The 17,254-nt window shown below is 71.4% G+C and carries 6 protein-coding genes; all 6 read right to left on the reverse strand.

All coding sequences use genetic code 11. The features are described from left to right. A partial coding sequence (locus tag KVP70_RS31870; RefSeq protein WP_217946409.1) for a type I polyketide synthase occupies window positions 1-8,338 on the reverse strand: 8,338 nt, incomplete at its 3' end. 252 nt (window positions 8,339-8,590) lie between these two features. Then, window positions 8,591-9,343, reverse strand: coding sequence for a 4'-phosphopantetheinyl transferase family protein (locus KVP70_RS31875; protein ID WP_217946410.1), 753 nt, complete (start codon window positions 9,341-9,343; stop codon window positions 8,591-8,593). Then, window positions 9,343-10,647, reverse strand: coding sequence for an aminotransferase-like domain-containing protein (locus KVP70_RS31880; RefSeq protein ID WP_217946412.1), 1,305 nt, complete (start codon window positions 10,645-10,647; stop codon window positions 9,343-9,345). The genes KVP70_RS31875 and KVP70_RS31880 overlap by 1 nt, the downstream gene beginning before the upstream one ends. 37 nt (window positions 10,648-10,684) lie before the next feature. Then, entirely contained in the window at window positions 10,685-11,194 is a 510-nt protein-coding gene (locus KVP70_RS31885; protein WP_217946413.1) for a VOC family protein, read from the reverse strand. 57 nt (window positions 11,195-11,251) lie between these two features. Beyond that, the gene (locus KVP70_RS31890) at window positions 11,252-15,748 is read right to left on the reverse strand and encodes a MupA/Atu3671 family FMN-dependent luciferase-like monooxygenase (RefSeq protein ID WP_217946415.1); all 4,497 of its coding nucleotides are present in this window, start codon (window positions 15,746-15,748) and stop codon (window positions 11,252-11,254) included. A gap of 72 nt (window positions 15,749-15,820) precedes the next feature. Beyond that, complete coding sequence (locus KVP70_RS31895; protein WP_217946416.1) at window positions 15,821-17,236, reverse strand: hypothetical protein; 1,416 nt, start codon at window positions 17,234-17,236, stop codon at window positions 15,821-15,823. Between the last annotated feature and the right edge of the window lie 18 nt (window positions 17,237-17,254).

Here is a 17,254-nt window from a genome sequence, read left to right on the forward strand (position 1 = left end):
GGCTCTCCGGGTCCTGCGGGTCGAGCGTCATGAACACCGCGCCCGCCTTCATCGCGCCGATCACGGCGGCGATATGGGCCAGCGGCTGCTCCAGCAGCAGACCCACCACCTCGCCCGGCGCGCAGCCAAGCTGCTGCAGCTGGCCCGCCACGCGGTCGCTCTCGGCCGCCAGCGTCGCGTAGCTCCATTGCCGCCCCTGCCATTCCAGCGCCACGCCGTCCGGCGCGGCCGCCGTGACCGCGCGCAGGCGCTCGAGCACCGTGGCCGGCGCCGGCGTGGCCGGCAAGGCGTTGGCGAACGCCAGGTAAGGCGACGCCAGCGGCGCCCGCTCGAACAGGGCCAGCTGCGCCACCGCCGTGCGCGGCGCGCGCGCCACCTGCTCCAGCAGCGACAGCCACTGGCCCATCAGGTACTCGATGGTGGCCGGCGTGAACAGCGCGCTGCGGTACTGGCATTCAAACGAAATGGCGTTGGCATGCTCCTGGATGTTGAGCTCCAGCTCGACCCGCACGTCCAGGTCGACCACATGGTGGCTGGCCGCGGTGCTGGCCAGCGGCAGTTGCTTGTCGAGGAAGTTGAGCACATTGAACAGCACCGGCGTGACCGGGAACTGGTTGGCCGGACGCGGCAGGTCGAGTTCCTCGATCAGCTGCTCGAACGGGTAGTTCTGGTGTTCCAGCAATTGCAACGCCACTTCCTTGCTCAGCGCCAGCACCTGCTCGAACGAGGCGTCCGGCGCCACCTGGGTGCGCAGCAGCACGGTGTTGAGGAAGAAGCCGATCAGCGGTTCGACCTCGGCCGAGTCGCGGCCCGCCACCGGCGTGGCGATCACGATGTCGCGCGTGCCGCTCAGGCGCGCCAGCCACACCGACAACGCGGCCTGCAGCACCATGAACAAGGTGGCGCGGCTGCCACGGCACAGGGCCTTCAGGCTGTCGTAGCCTGGACCGGCAAGGCTGAAGCGGTACATCGCGCCGGCGGTCGGCGTGGCGGCCGACAGCGGGAAGTCGAACGGCAGCTGCACGCGCGGCAGCTCGCCCTGCAGCTGCTGGTGCCAGTAACTGCGGCTCGGATCTTCGCCGCTCCGGGCCAGCGCGGCATTCTGGCGCGCGGCGAAGTCGCGGTACTGGATCGCCAGCGGCGGCAGCGCGGCGGCGGCGCCCGTGGTTTCGGCGTGCAACAACGCCAGCACCTCGCGCTCGAGGATGACGGCGGAGGTGCCGTCGGCGACGATTTCATGCATGCACCAGGCCAGCAGCAGGCGGCCGTCCCAGGTGCGCAGCAGTTCGGCGCGGAACAGCGGTCCGCGCTGCAGGTCGAACGCCAGCGTGGAGAATTGCCGCACATGCTGGCGCAGCGCCGGCTCGGAGGCGATGATGCGCTCTTCGAGCACCACCGGCGCGGCAGCCTGCACCGATTGCAACAGCTGGCCGTCGGCGTCCTCGACGCAGACGGTGCGCAGGCTCTCGTGACGCGCGACGACGACGCCGAGCACGCGCTCGAGCGCCGCGCGGGTCACGCCCTGGGCCAGCGGCAGCTGGGCCGCCACATGATAGGCGGTGTTGCCGGCATCGAGCTGATGCAGCAGCCACAGGCGGCGCTGCGCGGCCGAAGCCTGATACAACACCGGCGCCGACGTCATGGCGGCCGGCGTCACGGCGGCCGCCATGCTGTGCTCGAAGGCGATGCCGCCGGCGCCGCCGGACGGCGGGAAGAAGCCGCCTTCGCGCATGTCGCGGATGCTGGCGGCGAACGCCTGGAACACTTGCTCGAGGTCGGCATCGGTGTGGGCGGTCGAGACGAACATATTGCGGCCTTCCCAGATGTAGATGCCGCGCGCCACCAGGTGATAGCAGAACAGGTCCAGGTTGTTGACCGTGTTGAGGCGGAACAGCGAGCCGCATTGCACGATCTGCATCGACACCTGCTCGTCCGCGAACAGCCGGTTCAGACGGTCGACCAGCGCGCTGGTGCGGCGCGTCAGCTCCTGCTGCAGCGCGCCGCCGGCCGCGATCATGTGCTGCATCACGGCCTTGGTGGCCGCCATGGTCAGCGGGTGCTTGCTGAACGTGCCGGCGAAGAAGGTGGTCGGCACGCGGGCGCCGCCGTCGTAGGGCGAGGCGCCGCCGTCGACGCCGTCCAGGTAGCGCGCCGCGCCGGCCACCATCCCCAGCGGCATGCCGCCGCCGGCGGCCTTGCCGTAGGTGGCGATGTCGGCGCGCACGCCGAACCATTCCTGGGCGCCACCCGGGGCCAGGCGGAAGCCGGTGATCATCTCGTCGAATATCAGCGGGATGTCCAGCTCGCTAGTCAGGGCGCGCAGCTCGCGCAGGAAGGCGCCCGGCTGGATCTCGGGACGGCGCCCTTGCACCGGCTCGACCAGCACCGCGGCCAGCTCGTGGGCATGGGCGCGGATGGTGGCCAGCGCCTGCGCGCTGTCGTAGTCCATCATCAACGCGTGCTGCTCGATGCCGGGATGCAGGCCCGGCATCAGCGGCGCGGCCGCGCCGGCTTGCTCGCTATGGGCTTGCGCGCCGACCAGCGTCGGGTCGGCCCAGCCGTGATACGAGCCCAGGAACATGGCGACCTTCTTGCGGCCGGTCGCGGTGCGCGCCAGGCGCACGGCCAGCATGACGGCCTCGGTGCCGGAGTTGCAGAACGCCACGCGCTGCATCCCGGTCAGCTGGCTGACCAGTTGCGCCACCTCGCCGGCCAGCGGCGACTGCGGTCCCAGTTGCAGGCCCAGGTCGATCTGGCGCTGCAGCGCCTCGCGCACGAAGGCCGGATTGTGGCCGAACAGGTGGGCGCCGAAGCCCATGGTCAGGTCGACGTACTGATTGCCGTCGACGTCCCACAACTGCGCATCCTGCGAGCGCTCCACCACGATCGGGTAGAACAGCGCCTTGAGCGTCAGCGGCAGCACCGGGTCGCTGGCGGAAAAGCGGAAGCCGGCGCGCGCGCGATAGTCGGCCAGCACCGCGCGATGGGTGGCGGTATGCGCCTTCGAACCCTGGGTGCGGGCGATAAATCGCTGCATGAACTGCTGCAGGTAGGCGCCCTGGCGCGCCGACAGCGCGCGATACGGGTCGAACTGGCTGGCCAGCGCGGACGGCGCGGTGGCCAGCACGGCCGGCGGCGCCGCCAGCGGCGCCTGGGCGGCCGCCTGCTGGCCGTTCAGCATGGCCATCTGCTTGGCCATCAGCTCCGCCATCTGGCTCATGCTCTCCATCTGGCGCGCCAGCAGCGATTCCATCGCCGACGGCGGCGCCGCCGGATCGGCCTGCGCGACGGCCGGCGCCGCCGGCGGCGCCATGCGCGATTCGATGAAGCGGGCCAGCGCGGCCACCGTCGAGAGCTCCTCGAACAGCTGGCGTATCGTGATGGTGACCGCATAGTCGCCCTCGATCTTGCGCACCGCCTGAACCAGGATCAGCGAATCGGCGCCCAGCTCCAGCAGCGGCGCGTTGGCGTTGATCTGGCTTGGATCGATGTGCAGCAGCGCGCCGATGACGTCGGTGATGTTGCGTTCGATCTGCGTGATGCGGGCGGCGGTGGCTTGATGACTTGATGACATGCGAGTTTGCTCCAAGAGTCGGTTCGGTTGGCCGGCGTGGTTCGGCGCGGCCGGATCGGGGGCGGCGGCGGCGGGCGTTTCGACCCAGTGGCGCTGCCGTTGAAACGGATAAGTCGGTAAATGCAGGCGCTGCACGGCCTGGCCGGCGTGCACCGCGCTCCAGTCGATGACGTGGCCGGCCAGCCAAAGCTGGCCGAGCGCGTGCAGGTGGGCCTCGAGATCGGTATCCCGGGCCGGATCGGCCGCCAGCGAGGCCAGCGTGCTCCAGGCCGGCGCCGCCACCTCGTTGGCGTACTGGCGCGCCAGGCTGCTCAGGGTGCGGCCGGGGCCGACCTCCAGCAGCGTCAGACGGCCATCCGCGGCCCAGTCGTGCAGGCTGTCCAGGCACTGCACAAAGCGCACCGGGGCCCGCAGGTGGCGCACCCAGTAGTCCGGATCGCAGGCCTGCTCGTCGCTGATCCAGCCGCCGCTGACGTTCGACAGCAAGGGCAGTTGCGGCGGGTTCAGTCGCATGCCGCCGAGCAGCGCGCGCAGCGCCGGCATGACCGGGTCCATCAGCGCCGAGTGGAAGCCGCGCGTGGTGCGCAGCGGCCGGCTGGCGACGCCGCGCGCGGTCAGCACGCGCTCGAAAGCGGCCATCGGAGCGGCCGCGCCGGACACCACGCAGCGTTGGGCGCCGTTGACGGCGGCCAGCGACAGCTCGGCGGTCAGCAGCGGCAGCACTTCCTGCTCCGACAGCATGACGCTGAGCATGGCGCCCTCGGCGGTCTGCTGCATCCATTCGCCGCGGGCCAGCACCAGCGCCAGCCCGTCCTCGAGCGAGAACACGCCGGCCAGGCAGGCCGCCACATATTCGCCCAGGCTATGGCCGACCAGCGCCTGCGGCTGCACGCCGCAGGCCATCCACAGCCGCGCCAGCGCATATTCGATGACGAACAGCGCCGGCTGCGAATAGCGGGTCTGCTGCATCAGGGCCTGCGCCGCGTCGTCGTCGCGGCCGTCCAGTCCCAGCACGGCGCGCAGGTCGAACTGGCGCAGCCGCAGCACGATGTCGGCGCCGGCGTCGAGCTGTTGGCGGAACAGCGCCACGTGCCGGTACAAGTCGCGCACCATGCCCGCTTGCTGCGCGCCCTGGCCGGGGAACATGAACACCAGCGGCGCCGGCGCGCCGGCCGGCTGCTGGCTTGGCGGCGACGCCGGCCGCGCCAGCGCCAGCGCGGCCTCGGCGCTGTCGCGGCACAGCAGCGTACGTCGCACCGCGAACGCGTTGCGTCCGCTCTGATGGGTATAGGCCACATCGGCCAGCGCCAGCTCGGGGCGGGCCTCCAGGTGGCGGCCCAGCGCGGCGCTCAATTGCGCCAGCGCCTCCGGGCTGCGGGCGGACAGCGTCAGCAGCTGCAGCGGCCGGCGCGGGCCGGACGGCGCCTGCGGCGGCGCCTGTTCGACGATGGCGTGCGCCAGCGTGCCGCCAAAGCCAAACGAGCTGACCCCGGCCACGCGCGGCAAGGCCTCGTCCGGCCACGCCAGCACGCTGGTGGGGATGGCCAGCGCGGTGCCGGCCAGCGAACAATGCGGGTTGGGTTGGTGATAATGCAGATTGGGCGGGATGGCGCGCTGCTGCAGCGCCAGCACCACCTTGAGCACGCCGGCCGCGCCGGCGGCCGCCTCCAGGTGGCCGATATTGGTCTTGAGGGCGCCCAGCACGCAGCGCTGCTGCGCCGGACGGCCGGGCAACAACACCGCCTTCAGTGCGTTGAGCTCGATCGGATCGCCCAACACCGTGCCGGTGCCATGGGTCTCGACGTAGCCGATGCGGGCCGGCTCGACGCCGGCGGCGCGCAGCGCGCTGCGCAGCACCTCGACCTGGGCCTGGCCGTTGGGTGCGATCAGCCCGTTGCTGCGGCCATCCTGGCCCACCGCGGAGCCGCGCACCAGCGCCCGGATCGGGTCGCCGTCGCGCAGGGCGTCGGACAGGCGCTTGAGCACCAGCATGGCGCAGCCCTCGCCGCGCACATAGCCGTCGGCCGCCGCGTCGAAGCTCTTGCAGCGGCCGTCCGGCGACAGCATGCCGGCCTGGGCAAACGGCGCGCTGGCCTCGCTGGCCAGGATCAGATTGACGCCGCCGGCCAGCGCCACGGCCGATTCGCCGCTGCGCAGGCTCTGGCAAGCCAGGTGCAGCGCCACCAGCGACGACGAGCAGGCGGTGTCGATCGCCAGGCTGGGGCCGCGCCAGTCCAGCACATACGACAGCCGGTTGGCGGCAATGCTGGCGGCGCTGCCGGTGGCGGCGTAGACGCCGGCGTCGGCGCCGTCCAGGCCCTGCAGATGTTCATAGTCGTGGGTGGCGATGCCGAGGAAGACGCCGCCGTTGGCGCCCGCCAGCCGCGCCGGCGCCAGGCCGGCATCCTCCAGCGCCTCCCAGGCCACCTCCAGCGCCAGCCTTTGCTGCGGGTCCAGACGCGCCGCCTCCAGCGGCGAGATGCCGAAAAATTGCGGCTCGAACTGGTCGACCTGGGCCAGGAAACCGGCCAGGCCGGTGCGCGGCGGGTGGCTGGCGGCGCGCGCAAACGTGCCGGCCGCCAGCCGCGCCTCCGGTGCGGCGCCGGTCGCGCCCAGGCCCTGCTCCAGCAGGCGCCAGAAGGCGTCGACGCTGTCCGCGCCGGGCAGCCGGCAGGCCACGCCGACGATGGCGATGGCGTCGTCGTCCGGCGCCGCCGCCGTCGTCGCCGGCGCGGCGGCCGGCAGCGTGGCCAGGTGCGCGGCCAGCGCGACGACGGTGGGATAATCCCAGAACACGGTCGGCTCGACCGGCCGGCCCAGCCAGGCGCCCAGCGCCGCGCCCAGTTGCACCGTGCCCTGCGAATCCAGGCCGTAATAGGCGAACGGCTGGTGGCGGTCGATCTGCGCCGCCGGCAGACCGGCGCGCTCGGCCAGCTGGCCGCACAGCCAGTCGCCGATCGGCGCCGCCGACGCCGGCGGCGACGCCCCGGTTGGCAGCGCCGTTGGCGCGGGCGCGGGCGCAGAGGCCGGCGCCGGGCGGTCCCAGCGCGCCACCACGTCCAGTTCGCCGTCGAGGAAGTAGCGCTTGCACAACTGGCGCTGCACCTTGCCGCTCGAGGTGCGCGGCAGGTGGCCCGCTTTCAGCAGCACCACCACGTCCGGCGCCACGCCGACCAGCTGCAGCAGCGCCGTCGCGATGACGCCGAACAGGGCGGCGTCGGCCCCGGCGCGGAACTCCAGCTCCTGCACCAGCACCAGCTGCTCGACCGGCCCCTCGCTCAGCGAGAAGCTGACCGCGCCGTCGATGCGCAGGCGCGGGTCCGACTCGCAGGCGGCGTTTTCCACATCCTGCGGATAGACATTGCGGCCGTTGACGACGATCAAATCCTTCAGGCGCCCACACAAATGCAGTTCGCCCTGGCGCAAGAAGCCGAGGTCGCCGGTGCGCATGTAGCCGCCCTGCCCGTCGTCGGCGATGACGGCGTGGAAGGTCTCCTCGGTCTGCTGCGGACGCCCCCAATAGCCTTGCGCCACCGAGGTGCTGCGCACCCAGATCTCGCCGACCTGCTCGGGATGGCAGCGCCGCCGCGTCACCGGATCGACGATGGCCAGCTCGGTGTCGTCCAGCGCCGGGCCGCAGCTGGCCAGCATCACGCGGTCCGCGCCGGCGCCGGGCGCCACCGTTTTTTGCGCCAGCGCGTGCTTCGACAGTGCGCTCTCGAGCGCCACCGCGTCCGCCGAGGCCTGCAGCTGCAGGCGCCCGCTCACCATCAAGGTCGACTCCGCCAGACCGTAGGCCGGCAGCCATGCCTGCGGCCGGAAACCGCAGGCGGCGAAGGCGTCGCTGAAGGCGCGCAGCGTGTCGCCGCGGATCGGCTCGGCGCCGTTGAGCGCCACCCGCAGCCGGCTCAGGTCGAGCGAGGCGCGCTGCGCCGCGTCGATCTTGCGCACGCACAGGTCAAACGCGAAATTCGGGCCGCCGGTGATGGTGGCCCGGTAGTCGCTGATCGCCTTGAGCCAGCGATACGGATTGAGCAGGAAGGACGCCGGCCGCATCAGCACCGAGGGATGGCCCCAGATCAGCGGATAGATGATGCCGCCGATCAGGCCGAAGTCATGATACGGCGGCAGCCAGTACAGCGAGACGTCGCCCTCGCAGGCGCCCATGCGCCGTCCGGCCAGCGTCATATTGGTGATCACATTGGCATGGCTGACCATGACGCCCTTGGGCGTGCTGGTCGACCCCGAGGTGTATTGCAGGAAGGCCAGGCTGGCGCCGTCCAGGCCGGGATCGCGCCAGTGCTCGGCCGGCACCGCCGGCGCGTCCACCAGCAGCCAGTCGCTGACCGACAGCTTGGCGCCCTTGCGCTCCATCGCCGCGATGCGCTGCAGGTCGGCCGCCGTGGTGAAGGCGGTGTCGGCCTGGGCGTCGGTCAGGATCGCCTGCAGCCGCGGCAGCTGGCGCGCGCTGGTCGGCGGATAGGCCGGCACCGGGATCGCGCCGCCGTACAGGCAGCCGAAAAACGCGCAGAGGTAGTCGATGCCGGGGGCGAACAGCAGCAGCACCGGGCGGCCGGCCGCCCGCTGGCGAGCCTGCAGGTCGGCGCCGATCGCGCGGGCGCGGGCGTCCAGTTCGGCATAGCTGATACGCTGCTCGGCCTCGCCGCCATCGGCCAGGAAGATATAGGCGACATCATCGGGCGCCGACGCCGCACGGCTCAGCAACAACTCGACCAGATTCGTACTTCCTGAGAGGCATGGCATAGAACACTCGCATAAAAGGGAATTCAGCAATTCCATACCGGCGGCGGCCGGCATGGCGGGCACGCGGGGCAGCCACGCCGTCGCCGCCCGCCGCGGCGGCAGGTCAGGCGAAACGGGGTTGGCGGCCAGGGAGCGGACTGGCCGAATTATCAACGAGCGGGAGAGGAAGGGATACGACCGCTATTTCTTGGCAGAATAGGAAAATTAGGATAACATTAACTCTCCGGCTGCTAGCCACCCCGGTGTCGGGTGTTACAGCGCCAGCGTGCGGACCGTCACCGCCGAGGCCGCGTAGCGCAGCGCCAGCGCCAGCACATGCTCGCCGGTCGGCGCCATGCGATGAAAACTCCAGTCCCCCCCGGCATCGACGCCATCGATATGACATGCCGGCCCCTGCGGGCCGAGGGTGAACGATACCCCGCCCAGGCGGTCGCCGATACCGCGTCCGGTCGCCTTGGCGTAGGCCTCCTTGAGCGTCCAGATATCAAAGAAATACGCCAGCCGTTCGCTTGCGCTGCCTTGCGACAGCCGGCTCAATTCTTCCGGCGAAAAGAGCGGGCGGGCGATCGCCTGCACATCCTCGATCGGCCGCACCCGCTCGATATCGATGCCGCAGTCGCCGCCGCGCGCGATCACGCAGCCGACCAGGCCGGCGGTATGGCTCAGGTTGAAGGTGATGTCTACGCAGGGCGGCGGCAACTCGGCGGAGGGCTTGCCATGGCGCCCCTGCGAAAAGCGGATCAGCTCCGGCGCCAGCGCGGCATAGCGCGCCAGGGTCAGCCTGAGCAAGGCGTGCGCCGCCAGGTACAAATGACGATCCCGCTCGAAATAGAAGCGCCGGTAGCGCTCGCCTTCCCCGGCGCTGAGCAAGTGGTAGTGGCGCGCCACCAGGCGCTCGGGCGAGATCAGTGCCGGATCGGCGAGCCAGACGTGCGCCGCCCGCTCCGGCAAGGCCAGAGGCAAGGCGTCGGCGGAGGCGCCGTTCAATCCGCGCGCACCGACCATCAGGAATGCGAGGAAAAACCCGGCCGCCGCAGCGCGTCGCGCACAAAGCGGCCCAGGCGCGCCACCCCATCGGCGATCAGCTCCGGCGTGACGTTGCTGAAGGCCAGACGCACGCGGCAATCCTCTTCGTCGCCCAGGGCAAAGAAGGACAAGGGCATCACCAGCACCCCGTAGTCATTGGCGCAGATCTCCGCCTCGCGCCGTTTGAAGACAAACGGCAAGGTCAGGGTCAGGAAGAAGCCGCCCTCCGGCGTATTCCAGCCGACCTGGCCGCGCAAGTCGGCAAAGGTCGCCGCGAGATGGGCGAGCATCAGATCGCGGTTGCGCCGGTACAGCTCGCGCGGCCCGGCCACCAGTCGGCTCAGGCTGCCATCCTCGCTCAGCAACAAGGCGCCGACGACCGCCTGGGTCAGCTGACTCGTGTTAACCGAAACAAAGCTTTTCGCCTGCGACAGGCGATCGATCAGCACCTTGCCGGCCTGGGCGTCGCCAAACATCCGCGCCGGCACGGCGGCGTAGCCGACCCGCAGCGCCGGGCAAATCGTCTTGGAGTAGGTGCCGAGATATACCACGCAGCCGTGCCGGTCCAGCGCGTACATGCTGGGCACGCGCTCGCCCTCGTAACGGAACATGCCGTAGGGGTTGTCCTCCACGATCACGATGGCCCTGGCGGCGCAGAAGGCGATCAGCTCTTCCCGCACCGCGCGCGTCAGCACCGCGCCGGTGGGATTGTCGAAGTCCGGCACCAGATAGAGCAGCCGAGGACGCTTTCCCCTGGCCTCGACCGCGCTCACCGTCTGCCGCAGCGCGGCGGCGACCGCCGTATCGTCGCAGGAAAACGGCGCCAGCTCGATCCGGTTCATGTCGGCCACGCCGGTCAGGCCGATATAACAGGGGCTGCGCACCAGCACCACATCGTCCTCGTGCCGGCACAGGCCGGTCAGCAGCAGGTCCAGCGCTTCCTGGCAACCGCCGGTCACCAGTATCTGCCCGGCGGGGCAGTCGATGCCCTCGTCCAGCGCGATCTGGCGCGCGATCAGTCCGTTGATGATGCCGTTGGTGCGGCCGTATTGCGCCAGCGTGTTGAACGCCTCGGCCACGCCGCACTGGCGCTGCTGCGCCTCGTGCCGCACGTACGCCGGCACGCGGCCGAGCCACTCGTCCAGGCGGAAAAATTGCTCGGCCGGCCGACCGGAGGCGAACGACACGGCGGCCGGATACTGGCCGGCGATCTCGTTGAGAAAATTCATGACGTCCAGGCGCGAGCCGTCGGCCGCCGCCGGCGTCGTAGCGACGCCGCTCATGCTGCATACCTTTGCATAATCTTGTCCCGTGTGCGTGTCAGTAGGCGCCCGACCGTTCCAGTTGCGCGAACAGCTCGTTGACATTGTCTTCCAAAAATCCCTCTTCGCCGCCGCGCTCGATGAACTCGAAACTCAGGCCGGTATTGGCGTCGCGGCTGGAAAACACCTGGCGCAAGCCGTCGCCGCGGATCACCGAGGTATCGAACGCCAGGCCGTGGCCGCGCAACGCGCTGGCGGTGCTCTCGGCGTCGTTGACGGCCAGCGCGATATGGGCCACCCCCGGACCGAAGTTGTCGATCAGGCGCGACACCTGCGATTCCGGCTCGGTCCCCTGGCACAGCACGAACTTCATGCCGTTGTGCTCCATCTCGGCCGACACCATGCCGGTACGCGCGCCCTGCACGCGGCGGCGCTGGAGCAGCGTAAAGCCGAGGACCTGGGTGAAGAAATCCACCCCGGCGTCGAGGTCCCTGACCGCGATGGCGATGTGGTCGATCTTTTGAAACGTCGGCCGGGCGGCCGGCCGGTGCTCTGGCGTGTGCTCCATACTATATCCTATCCCTTACGTGAATGAAACCCGGCCGCGGCGCGGCCGGGCAATGGTTCAGACCACGGCGCCGGCGTCGGCCGGCGCGCGCCGCTGGTCCACCCGCTGCGCCAGCCGGCCCAGCGTCGACAACTCAAACACCTCGCGCAGCGACAAGTCGACCTCGAAGCGCGCCTTGATTTCGCTGACCAGCCGCATCAACAACAGCGAATGTCCGCCGAGGTCGAAGAAATTCGATTTCAGTCCGATCCGGGCGCCGTCGCTGCGCAACAGCGCGGCCCACAGCTCGGCCAGCGCGCGTTCGGTCGCCGTGGCCGGCGCCACATACTCGGCCATGCGCGCCTCCCCCTGCGCCAGCGCCGGCGCCGGCAAGGCCTGGCGATCGAGCTTGCCGTTGGCCATCACCGGCAAGGCGTCGAGCACCATGATGGCCGCCGGCACCATATACTCCGGCAACACCAGCTCCAGCATATCGCGCAACTCCGCGCTCAGCTGCTTGGGCGAGGCGCCCATGCCGGCGAAGGCGGCCACGTAGGCGACCAGCGCCAACTCGCCGTCGGCCAGCGGGCGCGCCACGCACGCGGCCGATTTCACGTCGGGATGCAGCAACAGCTGCGCCTCGATCTCGCCGGGCTCGATGCGGAAGCCGCGCAGCTTGACCTGGGCATCGATGCGGCCCAGGAACTGCAGGCCGCCGTCGGCCAGCCGGCGCACCCGGTCGCCGGTGCGATAGGCCCGCACGGGCGCGCCGCCGTCGGGCGCGAAGCCGATGAAACGCTCGGCGGTCAGGCCCGGCTGGCGCCAGTAGCCGCGCGCCAGGCCGGCGCCGGTGATCAGCAGCTCGCCGGGCACGCCGGGCGGCACCAGTTGCAGATGCGGGTCCACCACGTGCAGGCCGTAGTGCGCCAGCGCGGCGCCGATCGCCACCTCCTGCAGGCCGGGCAGCAGACGCTGGCGGCTGGCCCACACCGTCGCCTCCGTCGGACCGTACATATTCCACACGGCGCCGTCGGTGGCCGCCGTCAGCTGGCGCGCCAGCGGCAGCGGACAGGCCTCGCCGCCCACCAGCAGCGCCCGCAGCCCGCGCAGCGCCGCCCGCTCGGCCTGGTCGGCCAGCAGGAAGGCGGCGTACGAGGGCGTGCACTGCACGTGGGTGACGCCGTGGCGCGCGATCAGCTGGCCGACCGTGGCGGCGGCCGGCCGCGCCGCCGCCGCCATCGCATCCTTCAGCGCCGCCAGCCGCGGCAGGCTGTCGAGCACCAGCTGCGGCGCCACCCCGAAGTCGATCAGGCAGGCGAACTCGGTCACGCCCAGCGCCATCAGCTCGCGCGCCAGCGCGGCGCAGCGCTGCGGCGAACCGATCAGCGCGGCGCTCTTGACATAGCGCTGGAACGCGTGTTCGAGCACGGCTTCCTGGTCGAGTTCCGCGCCGGCGGCGCCGGGCCCGGAGAGCTCGGTGCGCATCTGCAGCATCAGCGCCAGCGAACCGGCCAGGTAATCCTTGAACGGCCGCTCGACCACCGCCAGCGCCGCCGCGTCGGAGTCGGCGACCAAGGTGTGCAGCATCAGCGTGACCTGGCCTTCGCCGGCATGGCCGGCGGCGCGCCAGGCCTGGCGGTAGAGGGCGATCTTGTCGGCCAGCTCGCCGCTGGTCTGGCCCAGCAGGTGGGTCAGCACATTGAGTCCGAGCTCGCCGGCGCGGCGGAAGGTCTGCTCGCCGCCGGCCGCCGTCAGCCACAGCGGCGGCATGGCCTGGCGCGGCGCCGGGTGCAGCCGCAGCGACACCGGCTGGCCGACGCCGTTCGGGCGCGTCACCGCCTCGCCGCGCCAGAAGCGCCGGAAGCTCTCCAGGCCCTCCTCCAGCACCTGGTGGCGGCGGGCGAAATGCCCGGGCGCCAGCGCGAAGTCATTCGGGTTCCAGCCGGCCGCGAACGCCAGGCCGGCGCGCCCGCCCGACAGATTGTCGATCACCGACCAGTCCTCCGCCACCTTGAGCGGATCGTTGAGCGGCAGCACGCAGCTGCCGGCGCGGATCTGGATGCGGCTGGTGACGGCGGCCACCGCCGCGCCCGTCACCGCCGGATTCGGGTAGACCCCGCCGAAGGCCGAGAAGTGGCGCTCGGGCGTCCAGACCGCCGTGAAGCCGTGCTGGTCGGCGAAGCGCGCGCCCTCCAGCAGCAGCCGGTAGAGGTCGCCGCCGTCGGGCGCCGTGCTGGCGAAATAGAACAGGCTGAAATCGGGCGCGCGCCCGCCGGCCGTGGCCGGCGCCGGCGCCGGCAGGCGCACGCCCGCCAGGCCCTGCTCGGGCGCCAGCACCAGGCGAGCGCCGGCCAGCAGCGCGCCGAACATTTCCAGCACCGAAATATCGAACGAGACCGCCGTCAGGCCCAGCCAGACCGCGTCCTGGCCGCCGCCCACCTCGCCCATGGCGTCCAGGAAGGCCAGCACGCTGCCATGTTCGACCATCACCCCCTTGGGCTGGCCGCTCGAGCCGGAGGTGTAGATCACATACGCCAGCCGCGCCCCCGGCAGCGGCGCCAGGTTGTCGGCGCTGTGCCGGCCGATCGCCTCGACCTGCCGCGGCTGGTCGAGGCAGACCAGCGCGCCGCCATGCGCCGCCAGCCCGGCGCGCTGCGCCTCCAGCGTCAGCACCAGCGCGGCATCGCTGTCGGCCAGCATGTGCGCCAGCCGGGCGGCCGGGTACGCCGGGTCCAGCGGCACGTAGGCGCCGCCCGCCTTGAGCACCGACAGCAGCGCCACCACCATCTCGATCGAGCGCGCCATGCAGACCCCGACCAGCGACTCCGGCCCCACGCCCAGCGCGCGCCAGTGGCGCGCCTGGCGGTTGGCCTGGGCGTTGAGCTGGCCGTAGCTGATGTGCCGCTCGCCGCAGACGATGGCCACCGCGTCCGGCGTCAGCGCGGCGCGCCGTTCGAACGCCTGCTGGATCGAGTCCTCGGCCGGCGCCGCCGGCGCCGGCGCGCGCAAGGCCGCCAGCAGCTGCGCGCGCTCGCCGGCGTCGAGCAGGTCGAGCTCGCGCAGCGGCCGCTGCGGCTGGGCGATCAACTGCCCGATCAGCGACACCAGCTGGCGCGCCATGCGCGCCACCGTGGCCGGCTCGAACAGGCTGCGGCGGTATTCGAAGCGCAGCGCCAGGCCGTCGTCGGTCTCGGCCGCGTGCAGCGTCAGCTCGAACTTGGCCGGCAAGGCCTCCGGCACCAGCGGGCGCAGGCTCAGGCCCGGCAGCGCCAGCGCGGCCGGCGCCGCCGGCTGCAGCGACAGCATGATCTGGAACAGCGGGCTGTGGGCCTGGCTGCGGACCGGATTGACGCGCTCGACCAGCAGTTCGAACGGCGCGTCCTGATGCTCCTGGGCCGCCAGGTTCACGTCGCGTATCCGCGCCAGGTGCGCCGTGAACGGCAGCGCGTCGTCGACCTCGGTGCGCAGCACCAGCGTGTTGGCGAAATACCCCACCAGCGGCTCGAACTCCTGGCGGCGGCGATTGGCCACCGGCGTGCCGATGACGATATCGCGCTCGCCGGCATGGCGCGCCAGCAACACCGTGAACGCCGCATGCAGCGCCATGAACAGCGTCGCGCCGTGCGCCTGCGCCAGCGCCTTGAAGGCGCGCAGCTGCCCGGCGCCGAGCGTCACGCCGTGCTGGGCGCCGCTGAAATCCTCGCGCGCGCCGCGCGGCTGGTCGAGCGGCACGCCGTGCACCGGCGCCAGCCCCTTGAGCTGCCCGGCCCAGTAGTCGGCCTGGCGCCGCAGCGCCTCGCCGCCCAGCTGGGCCTGCTGCCAGCGGGCGTAGTCGCCATAGCTCAGCGTCAGCGCCGGCAGCGGATCGGGCTGCACGGCCGCCAGCGCCGCGTACAGCTGGACGAACTCGCCGATCAGCAGATTGATCGACCAGCCGTCGGCCGCGATATGGTGCACCGTCAGCATCAGGATGCCCTGTCCGGCGCCGGTGTGCAGGCACAGCGCGCGCAGCATCTGCCCGGCCGCCAGGTCGAACGGCTCGCGCGCCTCGGCCGCCATGGTGTCGGCGATGCAGCGCGCGCGCGCCGCCTCGTCGAGCGCGCCGATGTCCTGGCTGAGCAGCGCGAACGGCGCCGCGTCCGCCGCCAGCACGTGTTGGTAGGCGCTGCCGCCGTCGGCGCGGATCGCGGTGCGCAGCGGCGCGTGGCGCGCGATCAGGGCGGCCAACACCCGCTGCGCCAGCGCCGTGTCGAAGCGGCCGGTGAACGCCAGCGCGTTAAACAGGTGGTACTGCTCGCTGCCGCCGTCCATCTGGTCCAGCAGCCACAGGCGCTGCTGGCCGAACGACGGCGGCGGCGGCGGCGCGCCGGCCGGCGCCGCCACCGGCGGCGGCGCGCCGTCGGCCAGCGGCCCCTGCGCCAGCAGCAAGGCCAGCACCTCGGCTTTGTGCCGCCTCAGCGCGTCGAGCAGCTCGGACGACGGCTGCTCGTCGAAATACACCTGCAGCGCGCCGTCGCACACCTCCAGCTCGACGCCCTGCGCCTGGCACTGCGCCAGCAATTGTTCCACACTCATCCCCAAGTCCCGTTCCATGTCAGTCAGTGATTGATCGATTGATGTTGCCGTCCCGGCCGGCGCGCGGCCCCGTCACAGGGTCACGCGGTGCTGGCGCGCCGTCTCCTCGAGCACCGCGAACTCGGTGGCGCCGTTGGCGGAATTGACCACGCCGGCGCCGGCGCCGCGCGGCATGCCGCGCACGAAGGCGCCGCCGTAGCGGCCGGCCAGGTCGAACACGCCCCAGATCAGGGCGTACTCGATCAGCTGGCCTTCGGCGTCGGGCGCCAGCGCCAGGTCGGCCGCGCAATATTGCTGGGCCAACCAGTCGGCCTGGCCCAGCTGCGCGGCCACCACCGCGGCCCAGCGCTCGGGCGTGCAGTAGCGGCCGACAAACACGTCCCGGCCGCGCAGCGAGTGCGATTTCTTGATGACGAACTGCTCGCGCCGGGCCAGCAGCAGCTCACGCTTGTCCCAGGTGGCGCCCTGCCACGGCTGCGGCGTGTCGGCCATGGTCATGGTGAGCGGGATATGGCGCGCCACCAGCGCGCGCTCCGCCTCGCTCAGCTGCGGCTGCAGCGCCGGCTCGTGCAGCAGCGCCATCAGCAGCTTGTTGCCGAACCAGGTGTAGCGCGGACTGTCGGGCATGACGATGTGGCCGGCCAGGTGGGCGGCGATCATCCGCATATGGATGTGGGGCGGAATCGGCCGGCCCTCCGGCAGCGCCATCAGCACGGCGTCGATCGGCGCGCCGCCGACCTGCGGCGCGCCGTCGGCCGCGAAGCTCAGCGCCGAGCAGTCGGTGGCGAAGTGCAGCGTGCCGCCGGCCAGCGGGCCGCCGCCGCCCTGGAACACATCCTGGTACAGCTTGCGCATCTCCACTTCGGCCAGGCGGCCGTCGTCGATCAGCACCAGCAGGTTGCCGCTGGCGCGGCCCGGCTTGCAGCGCAGCACCGCGGCGTGCACGGCGGCCATCATCCCCCTGAGCACCTGGCGGTGGTGCAGCGCCCACTGGGCGGTCGCCGCATAACTGCCGAGCACCTCGCGCAGCTGCGGTTCGAGCAAGCCAGGCTGCCAGCCGCCGATGGTCGAGCCGGCGTTGACCTCGATCAGCTTGAGCACGCCGTCGGAAAACACGATGTCGTGGCGGTTGAGCATCTGCACCAGGTCCAGACCATGTTCGCGCAGCACCGCGTGCTCGACCTCGGAGACGTTCAGATAGCGCGCAAAGGCCGCCGCGTCGTCGCCGAACATGCAGCGCACCGCCTTGTGGCACAGCCGCGGCAGGTCGTCGATGAAGCGCTGGAACTGCTCGATGTGCTGGCGCGAGATGATCACCGGCCAGGCCGACAGCGCATACGGGTAGTCGCGCATGCTGGCGGCCACGCCGGCGCCGTCGAGCGCCAGGCGGTGGCGGCGCATGGCCGGCTCCTGCCGCCACAACTCGGCCAGTTGGCGGAAACGTTGCGAGTAAAAACCGTTGTTTTCCATATTCAGTTCAGAAGCCATCACATCCTTTCGGTCGCC

It is taken from the genome of Duganella violaceipulchra (assembly GCF_019166075.1).
GTDB lineage: Bacteria > Pseudomonadota > Gammaproteobacteria > Burkholderiales > Burkholderiaceae_D > Rugamonas > Rugamonas violaceipulchra.